The following is a 19943-nucleotide window of genomic DNA, read 5'->3' as shown; positions in this document are numbered from 1 at the left end:
CAGTTTACACAAAAATTTTTATAGTCTCGATTCAACCCCTGAGTAGTATTTTTGGAGATCTGGCGTTTTATGGACAGAGTAAAATCTTTATCGCAGCAAAGTCTCTCTTTGTTGCTGGCTTTTTACATTGGCATTTTCCTGAATATTTCTGTCTTTTATCGCCGTTTTGACTCATTTAGCCAAGGTGTCCAAGGTATAGCATTGGTGTCAGCTATCACAGAAGTGATGGCCATTATTCTGTTTACCTTTTTTGTGATGCGAGTGATCTCCCTCGGTGGGCGGTTGTTTTATCGGGTGATCGCCACTCTGCTGGTATTAATCTCAGTCGCTGCCAGCTATTACATGACTTTTTTCAATGTTGTGATCGGCTATGGCATTGTGATTTCTGTCTTAACTACAGATACAGACCTTTCCAAAGAAGTCATTGGGTTGCATTTTGTTATCTGGATAGTGCTGGTCAGTACCTTGCCTTTGTTACTTATCTGGAAAAATAACCTGCGGTTTACCCTGCTGGAGCAATTCAAGACGCCGGGGCAGCGTATCAAACCGATAGTGTTGATGATAGTTGCGGTCGGGCTGGTTTGGTTGCCTTTACGCTATCTGGATAAAGTACAACGTGCGGATGAACTGTTGAATACCGTGGATTTACCCAGTTACGGTGGTGTAGTTGCTCACTCTTATTTGCCTTCTAACTGGTTGGCTGCATTGGGTTTATACGCTTACACGCAATACGATGAAAAGTATGATGCGGCAACGCTGTATGATCCTGCTGAACACCATACTTATGTCGCGCCAGTTGGCATTGATGAAACCTATGTTGTGTTTATTATCGGTGAAACCACCCGTTGGGATCATATGGGGATGCTGGGATATTCACGCGATACCACCCCGCGCCTGAGTAAAGAGAAGAATTTAGTCGCCTTTCGCGGTACTTCGTGTGATACCTCTACCAAGCTCTCCCTGCGTTGTATGTTTGTACGCGAAGGCGGCACAGAAGATAACCCGCAACGCACTCTGAAAGAGCAAAACGTATTCTCTGTCATGAAATCATTAGGTTTCACCTCTGAGTTATTCGCGATGCAGAGCGAAATATGGTTCTACAACAATGCAAATACTGATAATTACTCATTTCGTGAATTGATTGCTTCTGAGAAACGTAATGATGGTAAACCCGTTGATGACATGCTGTTGGTGGATGAGTTAAAGGAGTCGCTTAGGCGTTATCCGGCGGGTAAACATTTGGTTATTTTGCATACCAAAGGCTCACATTATCTCTATTCCCAACGTTATCCACGCAGTTATGCCCGTTACCAGCCGGAGTGCATGGGCGTGGATGATTTTTGTAGTAAGCAGCAGTTAATTAATGCGTTTGATAACAGTGTGTTGTATACCGATTCGTTTATCGCAAATATCATTGACCAAATGCGGGATAAGAAAGCGCTGGTGTTTTATGCCTCAGACCACGGCGAGTCAATTGATGATAACTCCCATTTCCACGGTATCCCGCGTGAAATGGCACCACCAGAGCAATTTCGCGTGCCATTGATGGTATGGGCATCGGATAAGTTTTTGGCGCAACCCGAGCACCTTACTGCCTTTGAACAATTACAGGCCGAGCAGCGGGTGGGGAGAACCCATCGTCATGCTGAATTGTTTGACTCGATCCTCGGTTGTTTAGGCTATACCTCACCCGATGGTGGGATTAATGCACAAAATAATTGGTGTCAGGCACCTGGCCAGAATACTCAACCTGCAATATGACCCAGCGGGAGCGAAGTTGCGATGTGACGACATTTGGCTTCGACCCGCGAAGCCAAACCGTACCAGTATGTACATTTGAACGATTCTATCGCTGGCTGCCTACAAGCAACTCGAATTATTTAGGAAGTATAAAAATCAATTACCTGTTTCAATAAAACAAAAAGAGGGGGTAGATTACGGATTTATTTAATTTAAATATTTTTAAAGGAAGTAAAAAAGAAAAGGCCAGCCCAAGGGAGATTGGACTGGCTAAGGAGGTGGTTCCTATTATTGCTATGCAAATATTTTCGTTCTTATTTTTAAGCGTGGTGATAATAACCAATTCACTCTCTAATTGATGTGATCTGATTCTAATATTTGCTAAAAAACGCCCCAGTGAGGGGCGATAAAAAAGGATTTTTATAAAATATAAATATTATCAATTAGTTATGCTATTACTTGTCGGTAAGTTACGGATTAGTAATGCATAATTGATGTCGACATCTTCTGGGATCGCCAAATAAACGATATGTCCGTTACCGGGTGCGCTATCGATGGCTTCGCCTTTCTTGTTTTGCATTTTATCCAGTGTGAATACGATGTTCCCGGTTGGCGTCATCATTTCCACACTGTCACCGAGCAAGAATTTATTTTTTACATCGACTTCAGCCCAACCATCACGGCGGACACCGGTAAATTCCCCAACAAATTGCTGACGCTCAGAAATCGAAGCACCATAATCATAATTTTGGTGGCTGTCATGGGTATGGCGGCGCAGGAATCCTTCGGTATAGCCACGGTGTGCTAACCCTTCCAGCGTGGTGAGCAGGCTGGGATCAAACGGTTTGCCCGCAGCGGCATCATCAATAGCACGGCGATAAACCTGCGCGGTACGGGCACAGTAGTAGAATGATTTGGTGCGGCCTTCTATTTTCAGTGAATGTACCCCTAACTGGGTGAGGCGCTCCACATGCTGAATGGCACGCAAATCTTTTGAATTCATGATATAGGTGCCGTGTTCATCCTCAAAGGCACTCATATACTCACCGGGCTTTTGTACCTCAGACAGCATAAATAGCTTATCCGTGGGGGCGCCAACCCCCAGAGTGGGTTCAACTTGTTGTACCGCAATAGGTTCGTGCAGATGCACGATATTGCCGCTATCGTCTTCTTTACCCTCTTCGGTCTTGTACTGCCAACGGCAGGCATTGGTACAGGTGCCCTGATTAGGGTCACGTTTGTTGATATAGCCAGAAAGCAGGCAGCGGCCCGAATAGGCCATACATAATGCGCCATGGACAAAAATTTCAAGTTCCATTTCCGGCACTTGGCTGCGGATCTCGGCAATCTCATCCAGTGATAATTCCCGCGACAGGATAACGCGCGTTAACCCCATCTGTTGCCAGAATTTTACCGTAGCCCAGTTGACGGCATTTGCCTGTACTGAGAGATGGATGTCCACTTGTGGGAAGGCTTCACGCACCATCATGATCAAACCCGGGTCAGACATGATCAACGCATCTGGCCCCATTGCAATCACCGGTTTTAGGTCGCGCAGGAAGGTTTTCAGTTTGGCATTATGTGGGGCGATATTCACCACCACATAGAATTTTTTACCCAGCGCATGGGCTTCATTAATGCCTTGCGCCAGGTTCTCGTGGTTAAATTCGTTATTACGCACTCGCAGGCTGTAGCGTGGCTGGCCAGCATAGACGGCATCAGCACCGTAGGCAAAAGCGTAGCGCATGTTTTTCAGCGTTCCCGCTGGAGAGAGCAGTTCAGGTGTAAACGACCCAGGTATAAACGATTCAGGTGTGGACAATTCAGGTGTGGACATAGTAGTGGTTCTCGGTCTGATTTCAGGTCAGCACTGCACCACCGTGTGGTGCAGCAAAAGCAGGGGATTGTAGCGGCACTCTGGTAAGAAATCAGCAACTACTGGCAAGAATTCCGCGAGATACTCAAAATAATTCAGGTGGTTTGCAGCGCCCCCGCCAGGGGGGAGGCTCAGGAAAAGCCCAGTATTTAGACGTAGCCAACACCACAGCCGCTTGAAGAATAAAGCGGATATCGCTGCTATGCAGTTCACTCGCGCTCATGGTGCATGAACGGCATAAGACTTAAATACTTAAATCGTATACTTCGCTGGAAGGGCCATATAGCACCGCAGATTGAAGCGCGTCTTGTATTGCAAGTTCAGAACTGTACAGCGGGCTGGTACCAATCACCTGCTGATTTCGGGCTTTTAATACAAAATAGGGTTTGTTGTCGTTACTGATTTTTATTTCGAACTGGGCTTTAAGAGGGGAGTTGGTCTGCACCGAAACAATGCCATTTTCTGCGGATGCTTTGCTGGCATATCTTTCACTGGAAAGAATAACCTCACCATTACTGGCTTTAAGCACAAAGTGATACTGCCCGTTACTGGATTTCTTAAGTTCATAGCGACCGTTTGCCATCTTCCTTCTCCTGCTGGTTGCAACAAAACAAGTGAAAGTAAGTGTAGTCAATCGACTGAAAAGGAGCGTTGCATCACAATGGTAATGTGTTACAGCGCACAGAAATGAAAAATTATCTGTTAACCCGCGCTCATTCTAATGAATTATTGGGCACCAGCAAGTGGAACCAAGATGAGCATCTACGGCTGGGGGCTTGAAGATAAAGCCAGGGCATGTCATTAGCCATCATGATAGGCTACACGGTTCCGCTTCCCAACGGTAGCCCATACCGTATACCGAACGGATAAAGGCTTTCTCACTGTCGATCTGTTCCAGCTTGCGGCGCAGGTTTTTGATATGGCTGTCGGTGGTGCGATCAGTAACCACACGGTAATCATCGTACAGATTATCTAGCAGTTGCTCACGTGAAAATACCTTGCCGGGGTGGCAAGCCAAGGTTTTTAGCAAGCGGAATTCTACCGGGGTCAGATCCAGGATATGCCCCTGATAACTGGCCTGAAAACGGCTTTCATCAATATGTAGCAGGGCGTCAGCTTCCGGAGGGGTCAACGGTCGGTGGCAGCGGCGCAAAATGGTTTTCACCCGGGCAACCACTTCACGGGGGCTGTAGGGTTTGCAGATATAGTCATCCGCTCCGATCTCCAGTCCCAGCAGGCGATCAATCTCTTCAATTTTGGCCGTCACCATAACCACTGGAATATCAGTAAAACGGCGTAACTCGCGGCAGATAGTTAAGCCATCACAACCCGGGAGCATTAAATCCAACAAGATGAGGGCGGGGGGATGTTGATGCACAGCGGGCACCACTTCACTGCCATGGGTCAGCCAACAGGTGTCATAGCCAGCGGCTTGCAGATAATCCACCAGTAATTGACCCAGTTTGGGTTCATCTTCCACAATCATGATCTGCTGTGGCAGCGTTGTGTTTTCCATTCGGATACCTTGTTATTCACCGGTATAGGGAAGGTCTACTGTAATGCCCACACCACCGAAAGGCGAGTGTTGTGCATTTATCTTTCCCCCGTGGGCTTCGACAATATTCTGGCAAATGGCGAGTCCTAACCCAGAACCGCCACTGGCACGGTTACGGGATCCTTCCGCGCGGTAAAAACGTTCAAAGATACGCGCCAGTTGTTGATCTCTCATCCCTGGTGCGCTGTCTTGCCAAGACATCCGTACCCATCCTGGTAAGCATTCAATGGTGATCTCCAGTTTGCCGCCCGCATCGGTATAGCGCAGGCTATTTTCCAGCAAATTATTGAATAACTGATTAAGGCGGTCTGGATCACCAAACAGCGGGGCCTCGGCGGGCAGATGGGTGATGATTTGTAACTGTTTGGCCTGAAAGCGTTCACGGAAGACCGCCACGGCGATTTGCACCAAATGCACACCATCTACGGGTAATTTACGGTAGGCAAGGGCACCGCGATCGGAAAGAGAAAGCTGGTATAGGTCATCCACCAGTTTGGTTAGCGTGGATACCTCTGCTTGCAGTGAGCTTAGTGACGCGGGGGTTGGCTGGCGAACACCATCCTGTAATGCTTCCAGTTCCCCACGCAGCACCGCTAATGGGGTGCGTAACTCATGGGAGATATCGGCCATAAATTCCCGCCGCATTTTTTCGTTATTCTCCAATGAGATGGCCAGGTGGTTGAAGTCTTGTGCCAAGCGGCCTAATTCGTCCTGGCTGTTTACGGTGACGCGGGTGCTGAAATCACCCGCAGCCAATTGGTGTGTTCCCGACACCAACCGTTTGACGGGAGCCAACAAGCCACGAGACATCAACCAGGTCACTGCTGCAGCCAGCAAGGTCGAGAGCCCAACGATAAGCCAACTGGTGCGCTGCTGTTGACGATCAAAATTGATATCTGCGTCGCGCGTCATCCGTTCGATGGGCGTGGCGATGACCCAACCGACGATCTGATCGTTGTAACGGATCGGGTAACGGGGGCTATCTTTGGGAATCTGCCCTGAGTGACCGATTAAGCGCTGATACTGACTATCCACGACCCAGAACTGAGTTCGCCAACCTTGTGGTGGCAGGTTGCTACTGTTGTCACTATTTTGCTGAAACGCGCGCATAATCTGGTATACCGATTGATCTTTATTGCGCAGGAATGCCCAACTACCGTGGAGGTGATATTGATCTTCCAGGGCGTAACTGAGCAGGGTCAGGCGTTGTTCATTTCCGCGCTTGATGTAGTCGATAAAACCACGTTCAAAGCTGATACGAACGCCCCAATGCATGGTGATCAACACCAACATACAGGTGGCGAAGATCCCCATAAACAGCTTTCCGGTGATGCCAATTTTCATGGTGTCCTCGTTGAGCGGCTGTTCAACTGGCGGTTAACGGTGGTATCGGCGGGTACCTGGGCGAAAGCCAGTGCGGCCAGCGCTATAATCAGTGCCATACAACCATAGCTATAAATAAAGGCTTGGTGGATTTCGGGACTGTTGGCAACCACCTGGTGGTGAGCAAAGCTGCCCACCAGAATACCTGAAATACTGACGCCCAGGCTCATGGAGAGTTGCATCACCATGGACAGCAGGCTATTGCCACTGCTGGCCAGGCGATTGGGCAGATCTTTCAGGGTCAGGGTATTCATGGCAGAGAAACGTAGAGCGCTGACCATCCCTTGGCAGAAGAGTAATACCGGTAGCAGATAAAACCAGCCAAGCATGGCGATTAACGGCAAACACAAGGTGATGAAGGCCAGCATTAGGGTAGTGGCGATCAGCACATGACGATAACCCAAACGGTTGACGACCCGCACCACAATCCGCTTCATCCCCATACTGCCGATAATCATCGGGATCATCATCAGCCCAGCATGAAAAGGTGAGAACCCCATACCGACCTGGAGAAACAGTGGGGTCATAAAGGGTATCATCCCGCTGCCAATTCGTGCCAGCAAGCTACTGTTCAGGCCGATTCGATAGGTGGGTGTTTTAAACAGCCGCAGCGGAAACAGCGCCCGACTGTTGCCTTTAGCATGCCACCAGTAGCTCATCAAGGCGACACAACCGCCCACAACCAACATGGCGATAGTGGTGAGGGAAAGCCCCATGCCTTTGTGGCCATCAAGCGCCAGCGTCAGGGTAGACATACCGAACGCCAACAACATAAAACCACCAATATCAAAACGGCGAGTTTTCATGCGGTAGTTAGGCATAAATAACAGGGTCGCGATGGCCCCAATGATGCCAACCGGAATGTTGATGAGAAATATCCAGTGCCAACTGGCATATTGCACTAAAAATCCCCCCAGCGTCGGGCCCATTAACGGCCCAATCTGCCCGGGGATAGTGACGAAGGTCATCGCCGCCATATACTGATCCCGAGGAACGATCTTCATCACGGTCAAGCGGCCAACGGGCACCATCATGGCACCGCCGATACCTTGTATGACCCGGAACACCAACAGTTCATTCAACGTTTCTGCACGGGCGCAGAATAATGAACCTAAGGTGAAGAGTATAATTGCGCTGAACAACACCCATTTGACGCCTACTCTATCTGCCAGCCAACCGCTGGCTGGCAACATCACTGCGACAGTTAGCACATAGGAAACCACCACCGATTGCATGCGCAATGGGTTTTCCCCCAGGCTGGCGGCCATAGAGGGCAGTGCGGTATTGACGATGGTGGTATCTAGCGCCTGCATAAAGAAGCCGAATGCCACAATCCAGAGTTGCCATTTTACTGATGCAGTTTGTTTGGTGTTCATCTCTCGTTGTCTTTCATCTTGCTGCTGTCTATTAGGCTATCGCTGGTTAATTTGGTAGAGGCGTCAGTTTCTTGCCATGGCGCAATGTTATCTGCAAGCGATCAAAGTACAGATAAATCACCGGTATGGTATAGAGCGTCAGTAATTGGCTCATCACTAAACCACCCACGATGGTGATGCCCAGGGGTTGGCGTAATTCAGCCCCATCGCCGCTGGCGAGTACCAGGGGTAATGCGCCAAACAGCGCGGCCAGGGTGGTCATCATAATCGGCCGGAAACGTATCAAACTGGCCTGGAAAATCGCTTGTCGGGCGTCGATGCCCTCCTTACGTTGGGCTGTCAGTGCAAAATCCACCATCATAATGGCATTCTTCTTCACTATGCCAATCAGCAACATAATACCGATTAAGGCAATCAGGCTGAACGGCGCCCCAAACAGTTCTAATGCCAACAAGGCGCCGACCCCGGCGGAGGGTAAAGTAGACAGAATCGTCAACGGATGAATATAGCTTTCATACAGCATCCCCAGCACGATATATACCGTCGCAATGGCGGCAAAGAGCAGGAACAGTTGTGAACTCAAGGTCTGCTGAAACAGTTGCGCGGTGCCGGCAAAAGTACCCCGAATAGTCGGCGGGACCCCAAGCTGCGTCATGGTGCGCTCGATAGCGGTTGTCGCCTCTAACAGGTTCCCGCCCTCAGGCAGGTTGAACGAGATGGTGGAAGCTGCCGACAACCCTTGATGATTCACCGCCAGCGGTGAATTAGCGGGCCGCCACTTGGCGAAGTAAGAAAGAGGGATCGCCTGGCCGCTATTGTTAATCACAAACATTTTTTCCAGCGCACTGACATCCTGGGTGTAAGGCGGCGCAACTTCCATCACCACCTTGTATTGGTTTAAGGGTTGATAAATGGTGGAAATCTGGCGCTGGCCGAAAGCGTTGTTCAACAAGTTGTTTGCATCGCTGATGGATATGCCTAACCGCGACATGGTTTCGCGATCATATGTCAGGTCCATTTCTGAACCTTTATCCTGCTGATCAGAGTTAACATCGGCCAGTTCTGGCAGGGCAGCGAGGGCAGTACGTACTTTAGGCTCCCATTGGCGCAGCTCACTAAGGTCATCTGCCAGCAAGGTATACTGGTAGCTGGCGTTAGACTGCCGCCCGCCAGTACGAATATCCTGTACTGCCATTAAAAACAGACTGGCCCCTGGCTCTTTTGCCAGTTTGGCTCGTAAGCGGGCGATCACCTGTTGTGCGGTATCACTGCGTTCTGACAGCGGTTTAAGGGAAATAAACATTGAACCGCTGTTGGTTCGGGCACCGCCAGTGAAGCCCGTGACGTTATCCACATCTTTGTCGTCGCGCACAATTTTCATAAAATCCTGCAACTTAAGACGCATCGCCTGAAACGAGATACTCTGGTCTGCCTGGATGTTCCCAATCAAACGGCCCGTATCCTGCTCAGGGAAAAAGGTCTTCGGGATATTGATATAGAGCCAGATATTAAGGGCGATAGTGGCCAGAAAGAGCACCAGCACCCAGCGTGAATGACCCAGTACCCAGTTGAGCGAACGGCCATAACCCTGTTGCAAAGCAATTAATAGGCGGCCAAAACCCCTTGCTCGCCGTGGTTCGCGCTGAGGTTGATAGCGTAGTAGGTAGGCACACATCATCGGGGTTAAGGTCAGTGATATCAGTAGCGAAATACCGATAGATACTGACAGGGTTACGGCAAATTCGCGGAACAGCCTGCCGGGTAGTCCCCCCATAAACAGCAACGGAATAAACACCGCTACCAGCGAGATGCTCATGGAAAGCACGGTAAAACCCACTTCGCGCACCCCTTGCAATGCGGCGTTAAAGGGCTTCATACCGGCTTCAATATGGCGCGAGATATTTTCCAGTACCACGATGGCATCATCCACCACAAAGCCGGTGGCGATAGTCAGTGCCATCAGTGACAGGTTGTTTAAACTGAAACCACACAGATACATGGCGGCGAAGGTGCCAATTAATGATACTGGCACAGCGACAGCGGGGATTAGGGTAGCGCGCCCCGAACGCAGGAAAATAAACACCACCAGGATCACCAGGCCAATGGCAATCACCAAGGCTCGTTCTACTTCAGCCAAGGAGGCGCGGATGGTGGGGGAGCGATCTTGAGCAATATCCAGTTTAATCGAAGCCGGAATATTTTCGCGCAATGCGGGGAGTTCAGCACGGATACGATCCACGGTTTCAATAATATTGGCATCGGGCGAGCGGGTCACCGTAAGGATAATGGCGGGTTGGGCGTTAGTCATCCCGGCGTTGCGCACATCCTGTACCGAATCAATTACGTTAGCCACATCGCTCAGGCGTACTGCTGCACCATTGGCATAGTGGATCACCAGTGGTTGATAAGCGGCGGCAGTTTTTAGCTCATCGTTGGCCTGAATTTGCCAGCGTTGCTGTTGAGAATCCACTGCTCCCTGTGGGCGGCGCACATTGGCATTAGCGATGGTATTTCGCACCGAATCCAGGGAGATTCCCTGGTTGAATAGCGCGCCGGGGTTGAGTTCAACGCGCACTGCCGGTAAGGAACTACCACCCACTGACACATCACCCACCCCTTCGGTCTGGGCAATTTTTTGTGCTAATTTCGTCGAGGCGAAGTCATAGAGTTGCCCTTGGTTGTAAGTATCTGACGTGAGCGTCAGGATCATGATGGGGGCATCGGACGGGTTTATTTTACGGTAAGTGGGTCGGCTTGGCATACCGCTAGGTAATAGGCTTTGCGCAGCATTAATTGCCGCTTGCACGTCACGGGCGGCACCATTGATATCGCGGTCGAGGTCGAACTGCAAAATCACCCGGGTACTACCCAGTGAACTCATTGAGGTCATTTCATTGACCCCGGCAATACGGCTCAGCGCTCGCTCCAGTGGGGTGGCCACTGAGGTGGCCATGGTTTCCGGGTCGGCACCCGGTAAGCTGGCGCTCACTGAGATCACCGGCAAATCTATTTGTGGTAACGGCGCGACGGGCAACAGCCGGAAACCCAGTACGCCAGCGAGAGTGATAGCCAGCGTCAGTAAGGTGGTTGCCACCGGCCGGTGAATAAACAGGGCGAAGAATTTCACGATAACTCCTGCGTATCCACTGGCTGTCGGGTGTTACGTGCAAACTTATCAAACAGCAGGTAGATCACCGGGGTGGTAAACAGGGTCAGGAGTTGACTCATAATTAGCCCGCCTACCATACAAACCCCAAGTGGGCGGCGCAGCTCTGCCCCAACACCGGTGCTGAGCATCAGTGGTAATGCCCCCAGCAAGGCCGCCAAGGTGGTCATCAGAATAGGGCGGAAACGCAGTAAGCAGGCTTGATAGATGGCATCATAGGGCGTCATCCCTTGCTCACGTTCCGCCGCCAGCGCGAAGTCGATCATCATGATGGCGTTCTTTTTCACGATACCGATCAACAGAATGATGCCGATAATGGCGATCACATCCAGCTCATTCCCGGACACCATCAGTGCCAGCAACGCCCCCACCCCGGCAGTGGGCAGGGTAGAGAGAATGGTGATCGGGTGAATAAAGCTCTCATACAGCACACCTAACACGATATACATCGCCACCACTGCCGCCAGAATCAGCCAGAGAGTGCTCCCCAGTGCCGCCTGGAATGCCAGGGTCGCCCCTTGAAACTGGGTGGTGATCTCCCTGGGTAAATTGAGGTTTTTCTCAGCCAAGGTAATGGCCGCTACAGCTTCACCTAATGAGTAACGACCCGCGACGTTAAACGAGATAGTGGCTGACGGGAACTGATCGAGATGGTTGATGGACAGTGGCCCGAAGCGTTCTTCTATTTTGGCAATGCTGTTCAAGGGGACGGTGGCCCCATTGCTGCTGGTCAGGCGGATATCATTTAATGCTGCCAACCCCGGCGTACTACTGACGTCGTGTTCCAGCACCACCCGATACTGATTAGCCTGAGTATAAATGGTGGAGATCAGCCGTTGGCCAAAGGCGTTATAGAGTGCGTTGTCCACATCGCTCATGGTAATGCCCAGGCGCGAGGCCGAGTCACGATCAACATTCACATAAGCTACTAGCCCTTGGTTTTGCCAGTTACTGGTGACATCAGTCAGTTGTGGGGCCAACTGTAACTGTGCCATCAATTTGGGGACCCACTGGTTCAGTTCATCCAGTGAGGTGGCTTGCAAGGTGAATTGGTATTGCGTGCGGCTTACCTGGGTGTCGATAGTCAGGTCTTGTACTGGTTGTAGATAGAGCGTAACGCCAGGAAGTTGTGCCATTCGTTGTTGCAGACGGGTAATGATGGCAGGAATGCGTTCACTCCGTTCACTCAACGGTTTGAGATTGATTTGCAAACGACCGCTGTTCAAGGTCGCGTTACTGCCATCGATACCAACAAAGGAAGTCAGGCTCTCTACCGCAGGGTCTTTCAGGATCTCGGCAGCCACCTGTTGCTGGCGTTCAGCCATATTACTGAACGACACGCTTTGCGGGGCTTCCAGCGTCCCTTGAATGATGCCGTTATCCTGTACCGGGAAGAACCCTTTGGGGATCAACAGATAGAGTAAAACCGTCAATACCAGGGTGCTGAGTGCCACCCCGAGGGTGAGCCAAGGGTGATTCAGCACGACTTTCAGCCACACACCGTAGCGTGCGATAACCCGTTCAAAAAAACGTTCAGAAGCGCGGGAGAAACGGTTTTGTTTGCGCAATGATTCATGGCTGAGCATGCGTGCGCACATCATCGGTGTTAACGTCAGTGACACTACGGCAGAAATCAGGATCGCCACCGCCAGTGTTACGGCAAACTCACGGAACAGGCGGCCCACGATATCCCCCATAAACAACAGCGGGATCAACACCGCCACTAGGGAAAAGGTTAAGGAAATAATGGTAAAGCCGATCTCTCCGGCCCCTTTTAGCGCCGCATCAAGGGGCTTTTCGCCTTTTTCGATATAGCGTGAAATGTTTTCGATCACCACGATGGCATCATCCACCACAAAACCGGTGGCAATGGTCAGTGCCATCAAGGTCAGGTTGTTGATGGAAAAACCAAGGAAATGCATGGCAGCAAAGGTCCCCACCAGAGAAAGGGGCACCGCGATGCTGGGAATGATGGTGGCAGGAATATTGCGCAGAAAGACGTAGATCACCATGATAACCAGGGCGACCGCCAAGAATAACTCAAACTGCACGTCACTGACTGAAGCCCGGATAGTGGTGGTGCGATCCGTCAGAACCTTAACATCCACCGATTTCGGCAGGCTTTTGATCAACTCCGGCAACATGCTACGGATGCTGTCGGCGGTGGTCAGTACGTTCACGCCGGGTTGCCGCTGAATATTCAGCACAATAGCGGGTACTTGATTGGCCCAGGCCGCCAGGCGGTTATTCTCTGCTCCTTGTTCGATGGTGGCGATATCCTGCAGACGAATAGCGGCACCATTCTTATAGGCGACAATCAGTTGTTGATAGTCGGCTACCGTTTTCATCTGATCGTTGGCGGATAAGGTGACTGAACGGGTTGGGCCATCGAGGCTGCCTTTGGCGGAGTTGACGTTAGCATTGCCGATGAGGGTGCGGATGGAGTCACTACTTAGTCCATAAGCGGCGACGGCGTTGGGGTTGAGTTTGACCCGTACCGCTGGGCGTTGGCCACCGGAAAGCGTGACCAACCCGACACCGCTCACTTGCGATATCTTTTGTGCAATCCGCGTTTCCACCATGTCCTGCACCTGGGGCATGGGGAGGGCGCTGGCGGTCACTGCCAACGTGAGGATCGGTGGATCCGCCGGGTTGACCTTGCTGTAAATCGGTGGGTAAGGCAGGTCATTGGGTAACAGATTGCTGGCGGCATTAATGGCTGCCTGCACTTCCTGCTCAGCGATATCCAGCGGTAGTTCAAGCTGAAATTGCAATGTAATGACTGAGGCACCACCGGAACTTTGTGACGCCATCTGCTTGAGCCCCGACATCTGCCCGAACTGCCGTTCCAAGGGGGCGGTGATGGCAGAAGTCACCACATCCGGGCTGGCTCCGGGGTAGAGCGTCACGATTTGAATGGTGGGGTAGTCCACTTCGGGCAGGGATGACACCGGCAAGAAACGATAACCGATAATACCCGCCAGCATGATCGCCACCATAAACAGTGTGGTGGCGACCGGGCGCAGGATAAACAGGCGGGAAGGCCCGCCTGTTGAATGAGGCGAGATTGGCTGCATCAGGGTTTACCTTGCGCTTTACCGTGCTGTTTCGGGTGGGGGGCGGTTGAAGCGGATGCTTGCTGTGGCATCACCACTTCGACTTGCATCCCTTCGCTCAGACGATCAATACCGTCAGTCACCACGCGTTCACCTACCTTGACCCCATCAGTGATCACCACTTGATGTTTGTCTTGTATACCTGCCGTGACGCGATGCTTACTGACTTTATTCTCTTCACCCAGTATCCAAACGAAATGGCCTTCATTGCCCATTTGCAGTGCTGCGGTGGGGATCACCACCGCGTTATGCAGGGTATCTACCTGCAGCCTGGCATTAACAAACTGGTTCGGAAACAGTGCGTCATCCTGGTTATCAAAGCGCGCTTTAAGTTTGATGGTGCCGGTGGCGGTATCAATCTGGTTATCCAGGCTTAATAGCCAGCCGCTGGCCAACTGCTGCTGATTGGTGCGGTCCCAGGCTTCAACGCTCACCGGGCCCGCTTTCTGTGCTTTGACTAAATCCGCGATATCGCTTTCTGGCAGTGTGAACACCACATCAATCGGATGCGTTTGCGTAATCACCACGATGTTGGTGCTGTTACCGCTGGCAATATAGTTACCTATATCCACCTGCTTGAGGCCAACGCGGCCATCAATCGGTGCGGTAATCTGGCTATAGGTGATTTGCAGTTTGGCACTGTCCACCGCCCCTTGACCAGCCTTGATGGCCCCTTCGCTCTGGCGCACCAGCGAGAGTTGGGTGTCCAGATCCTGGCGCGATATCAGGTTGTTTTTGATCAACTGCTGGTAGCGGGCCAAATCCTGTTTGGCATTTGCCAAGGTTGCCTGATCTTTGGCCAGTTGCCCCAAGGCTTGGGTCAATTGCACCTGGTATGGGCGCGGGTCAATCTCAACCAGTAAGTCACCAGCTTTCACTTGCTGCCCCTCAGTGAAGTGAATAGCCATCAGTTGGCCGTCAACTCGGCTGGTGACGGTAACGGTATTGGCCGCGGTGGCGGTACCTAACCCAGAGAGAAAGCGTGGCATGGTTTGCTGTGTCGCAGTGGCGGCCTGCACAGGCGGCATGGGAGCACTACGCCTGCCACCGCTTCTACCACTGGCACCCTGTGGGCCAGCACTTGGTGCGCTATCGGCAGTCTGTCGGGCTGGGCTCGGTGAAGATGGGTTCTGTGACGCAGGATTTGGTGAGGAATAGTAGTGACGCCAGATAAAGACGGCGGCAATAACCACGATAACAATCACTGACAGGTGCTTGAGGTTTACTTTCATGGTGTAGAACACTCTCTCCCGGGGCAGGCGTACAGGCAATCATTTGCCAGCAATGATAATGCTTACATCATACTAGTTTAGCCAGAGGTTGCCGCTGAAGAATGAAGGAAATATGGAGGAATTATCAGCTAGCTAGCCAAGGTTCGGAAAATTGCAATGAGAATTATTTTACCAAAGCCAGCGGGTTGCTTGCTTTTTAACAGCACCAAACTAGGCTTTAAGTATCCTGTGATCATTCAAGCTGCCAGAGTATTGGCTGTGAGCGATGTCCCAACCACGTAGCAGGCTATCTTTTGGGTGCTTAATTAGTTTTCATTTTACCGTTTGGCGGTAACTTGAATGGGGTTGAGTACCGAGTTTTTCAAGCCTACAGCAAGACACCAATGGTGTTAACTGACTGTTGCACCATAATTGAGGGATTAATATGAACAAGGTTTATCGAGTGATCTGGAATGCGGCGTTACAACTTTGGGTGGTGGTCAGTGAACTGGCTAACACCAAGCAGAAAACTGCCAGTCACAGTAGCCGTGCTCATCAAGGCCAGCAAGGCATCGCGAAAACCAATAAATTATTTAAAAATAGCGCGATAGCCCTATCCTTGTTCTCCTCCCTGGCTATTTACAATAGTGCTTATGCCATTACGGTAGCTGAATGTGATGCGGCTCCCACCACCTGCGTGAAGGTGGCAACAGCGGCTCAGTTGAACACAGCATTAAGTGCTAGCGGAACGGGTAGTACTGCCACCACCATATTGTTAACTGACAATATCGATCTGACCGCACTTTATTCTGGGGGTATCACCGTCAATCAGACGGCAAATGCCAGACGAGACTTGGTGATTGATGGTGGGGGGTATAACCTAAGAATTGGTAGTAATGGTTTTAATATGGTAGCTGCAACCACCAATAATGCCGCCTGGGCTGCGGGCAATGCCAGCTTTAAACTGGTCAATTTTGGCGATATTACCTCAACATCGCCTGTTGTTGACGGTACTACAGCACACATCGTTTATGTCCAAGATGCCACCACCCGATTGGCGGTAACACTGGATAATATTAACAGGGTACCTGATGGTAAAATGGTGGCGATGGGGGCTGATACTGCACTGGGTGCAGACAATAATAGCCCGGTTATACTGGGTAATTTCAATCAACAGATTACCTTGACTTTGGGCACTTATCGCCAATCGGTTTTAGGCAGTAATATAACAATAACGGGGCAATATGATTTAAACGGTATCCCCAGTGCTAGCTACCCTGCGGTGTTCTGGAGTAATGGCACCGCCGCTAACAGTATGCTCCATTTTACCAGCACGGCAGATTCTGTCATTACTGGTAACTGGCTGACTAATGGCCCAAATGCGAATCCTAAGACTACCCCCGCCTATAATTTCTTGATTGATGATGGGGCCAAGGTATCGTTCGCCATTACAGGCCAAAACCCGTTGGGTGTTGCTAACTTTGGGGTGGAGATAGGTTCTTATAATACCGGCACCGGGGTGTTTGGCTCGGGTGCGTTGATTAGTATGAATAACGAGGCGGGGGATGTAATCAGTAATGCCCCCAGTACCACAACAAGTGCCATGATCTACAATGGTCCAGCCTCAACCCGTGATGTTATTTATAATCTGGGCACTGGTTCAAGTCTGGTAGTAGGTAATAACGCAGCCTATGATGGCATTCTTGCTACTAAAACTACGGGTACCGGCGGGATTTATATCCGTTCTGCGGGAACGATTTCTGATGGTACCACCAATGTGACTGCGGGTAGTGGTATTAACGTCAGCGCTGGCACATCAGGTAATGTGGTAGTGCTTAATGATGTTGGTGGCGTTATCAGAAAAGCCACTGGGATTACGGTCACCGATACAGGCACTCGCGTGGTGAAGGTGACCAACGCCGGGACCATTAACAGCACTACTGCTGGGGTGGCGTTGGCCCATAACGGTACGGGTACAGTCAATCTTTTCAACAGTGGAGTGATCAACAACAGTGCTGGTGCAGGTATCGCCTTAACCGGTAGCGCTGCGGGTAAGTTAGTCACTGTGGATAGCACCGGCGGGACTATCAATGCCACTGCCGGTAATGGTATTACGCTGGATAATAACGTCGTTCTTGTATTGAGCAACGGGACTATCACCACTACCGGTAGTGCGGTGGGTTTGGCCATCGGTGCATCTAACACCGGTACACAGTCATTGACCGGGACAATCTTTAACCTCAATGGCACTGGGGCGGCAATTACCAAGGGGGCATCGGCAACAGTTAACCTCAGTAACACCCAATTTAATGCCATTGCTGGTACGGTGTTTACTAGTCTGGCAGGGTTCAATTTCCAATCAGGTACAGCGAACAATGCCATCAACCTGACTGGGAGCAGTGCCGCTACCGGGATCAGTTCAACCGTCTCTTTGGATTTTACTAACGCCTATCTTGATATTAATGTTAATAATGCGGCTGCCACCGGGATTTCCACTTCAGGGGCAACAGGGGGATCCATTATTGTTGGCCCTAATATGCATATTAATGCCAGTGGTGGTGCTTCAGCGATAACCTTTAATAACAGCATCGCCGAGACACTGACCAATAACGGGTTTATCAGTGGCAGTGTCACCATGGGGAATAGCGGGAACACTATTACCAATAATGGCACCTTGGGCTCACTGACCAGTGGCACGGGTGTGGATACGCTAACGCTCAATAACGGGTCGGTCAGCAACGGTATTATTGATTTGGGGGCGGGTGCCAATATCGTTAATATTTACGATGGCGCCACCAATAATATCATTAATACTGGCGTGGGTAATGATACCTTCAATATTTATAACTTGACCAATGCTAGCACCACTTCGTTAGGTAACCTTAACGCTGGCACCGGCACTAACACTCTGAACTTTAATAACTCTACTCGTAGCTTAGATAATGTTACGCAGTTACAAAATTTCACCAACATTAACCTGACCAATAGCTCCAATATTACCCTCGGCTATGTTAACAATATCGCCAGTGGTAACGTCAATGTCGCTACGGGTAATAAACTGCTGTTTGGTAGCACCTATAACGGTGGTTTTACCGCAGTTTTGACCGGCGCAGGGGATGCCGAAGTTCAATCAGGCGCTAATGTTATCTTAAGTGGCGCTAACACCCTTACCGGTAATTGGTTGATTGATTCATCAGGTACATTGAATGCCAGTGCATTCAACCAACTCGGTACTGCAGCCGTCGACTTGAATGGCGTCTTGAACCTTCAAAGTAACGGGACGTTGACCAATGTCTTGACTGGCAACGGTTTGTTGAATATTAGCAATACTGCCGGTGTGTTTAATTTTGGTGCCACGGTCGGTAATGCATTTACTGGTATTGTTGATATCAGTACAGGGACATTAAATTTATCCTCACTGAGCCCTAATGTGCTGAATAATGCGACGTTGCGTGATTCTGTCGGTGGCTTGATCACCATGGATGCCGGAACAAACAGTGTCGGTAATCTGGTGTTGAACGGCGGTACGCTGCAGTTTGCTGCGGGCAATCTGATCAGCACCGGTGGGGGGACTGGGTTAGGGTTAATCACGGTATCTGGTGATTCGATTATTAAAGTAGATACTACGTTACTGACGTCAGGTAATTTGTTGGATCTTAACGCAGGTAGCGCAACTGCGTTGGTACAAAGCAGTAATACACTTTCTGGTGTTGATTTAGCGAGACTCCAATTACAAGACTTGTCAGGCAATAGTCTGCTTGGTGGGGCTACCGTAAACTATCAACAGAATAGCCAGTTCGTTTCCATTAATACCTATGACTTTGATATGACCAGCGGTACGGGGTTGAAAGTCAATAAACAACTGACCCAATTGGATTTACAGGATACTCAAACCCTGACGTTGACCTCCAATGGCGCCACCAACACAACGTTAACGGCAAAAGTAACCGGTTCGGGTAATTTGGCGATTGGTTCAGATAACGTCGCCATGACCATCAGCAATAGTGCAAACGATTATACTGGCGCGACCACGGTTAATGCTGGCAGTTTGACCTTGGGAGCGGATAATTCCCTGGGTGGCACCTCGTTACTTGATGTTGCTGCACTGGGCACCGTGAATCTAGCGGGTTATCAACAAACCGTTACTGCACTGAGTAATGCGGGTGTTGTGAATCTGGCTAATGGCACACTGGATATAACCAGTGGTGGTATTTCCAGTGGAACCGGTGGTCTGACTGGTGGCGGTGCATTGAACGTTAATGGCGGCACATTAACCCTGAGTGCTGCCAATAGTGGCCTGTCAGCAGATACCTTGATAGCGGCTCCGGCAACGGTCACCTTGACTGCCGCCGATGCCTTGGGTAGCGGTGATGTTGATGTAGTGGGTACTTTGAACCTGAACGCTGCCGATACACTGGCTAACATACTCAGTGGTGACGGTACCATCAACACCAATGCGGCAGTGACCTTGGAGGGGACCAATGATTTTAGCGGTCAGCACAATATCAATGCCGGTGGTA

General features: G+C 50.4%; 10 protein-coding genes. 2 read left to right on the top strand and 8 right to left on the bottom strand.

Features of this window, described 5'->3' with window-relative positions:
• Window positions 1-69 precede the first annotated feature (69 nt).
• Window positions 70-1761: a kdo(2)-lipid A phosphoethanolamine 7''-transferase gene (gene eptB, locus AC2A06_RS10600; protein ID WP_484380242.1), complete on the top strand. Its 1692-nt coding sequence runs from the start codon at window positions 70-72 to the stop codon at window positions 1759-1761.
• A 418-nt stretch (window positions 1762-2179) separates the two neighbouring features.
• On the opposite strand, the gene trhP is transcribed toward eptB, so the two are convergent.
• The 8 genes from trhP to AC2A06_RS10560 form a co-directional block, all read right to left on the bottom strand.
• Window positions 2180-3577: a prephenate-dependent tRNA uridine(34) hydroxylase TrhP gene (trhP, locus tag AC2A06_RS10595; RefSeq protein WP_484380241.1), complete on the bottom strand. Its 1398-nt coding sequence runs from the start codon at window positions 3575-3577 to the stop codon at window positions 2180-2182.
• Window positions 3578-3860: 283 nt separating this feature from the next.
• The gene (locus AC2A06_RS10590; protein ID WP_484380240.1) at window positions 3861-4199 is read right to left on the bottom strand and encodes a YegP family protein; all 339 of its coding nucleotides are present in this window, start codon (window positions 4197-4199) and stop codon (window positions 3861-3863) included.
• Between the two features lie 225 nt (window positions 4200-4424).
• On the bottom strand, window positions 4425-5132 hold the full coding sequence (baeR, locus tag AC2A06_RS10585; RefSeq protein ID WP_484380239.1) for an envelope stress response regulator BaeR: 708 nt from the start codon (window positions 5130-5132) through the stop codon (window positions 4425-4427).
• Window positions 5133-5144: 12 nt separating this feature from the next.
• Window positions 5145-6515, bottom strand: coding sequence for an envelope stress sensor histidine kinase BaeS (gene baeS, locus AC2A06_RS10580; protein ID WP_484380238.1), 1371 nt, complete (start codon window positions 6513-6515; stop codon window positions 5145-5147).
• Window positions 6512-7930, bottom strand: coding sequence for a multidrug transporter subunit MdtD (gene mdtD, locus AC2A06_RS10575; RefSeq protein ID WP_484380237.1), 1419 nt, complete (start codon window positions 7928-7930; stop codon window positions 6512-6514). The genes baeS and mdtD overlap by 4 nt, the downstream gene beginning before the upstream one ends.
• 46 nt (window positions 7931-7976) lie before the next feature.
• On the bottom strand, window positions 7977-11057 hold the full coding sequence (gene mdtC / locus AC2A06_RS10570; protein ID WP_484380236.1) for a multidrug efflux RND transporter permease subunit MdtC: 3081 nt from the start codon (window positions 11055-11057) through the stop codon (window positions 7977-7979).
• Window positions 11054-14173, bottom strand: coding sequence for an MdtB/MuxB family multidrug efflux RND transporter permease subunit (locus tag AC2A06_RS10565; RefSeq protein ID WP_484380235.1), 3120 nt, complete (start codon window positions 14171-14173; stop codon window positions 11054-11056). The genes mdtC and AC2A06_RS10565 overlap by 4 nt, the downstream gene beginning before the upstream one ends.
• Window positions 14173-15444 (bottom strand): MdtA/MuxA family multidrug efflux RND transporter periplasmic adaptor subunit, encoded by a 1272-nt coding sequence (locus tag AC2A06_RS10560; RefSeq protein ID WP_484380234.1) that lies wholly within the window; start codon window positions 15442-15444, stop codon window positions 14173-14175. Before AC2A06_RS10560 ends, AC2A06_RS10565 begins: the two co-directional genes overlap by 1 nt.
• A gap of 424 nt (window positions 15445-15868) precedes the next feature.
• Here AC2A06_RS10560 and AC2A06_RS10555 point away from each other — a divergent pair.
• The coding region (locus AC2A06_RS10555; RefSeq protein WP_484380233.1) for an ESPR-type extended signal peptide-containing protein at window positions 15869-19943 on the top strand (4075 nt) is incomplete at its 3' end.

This window comes from Serratia sp. HNCC26DJ244 (assembly GCF_057180565.1).
This window is presented reverse-complemented; position numbering and strand designations above follow the sequence as displayed.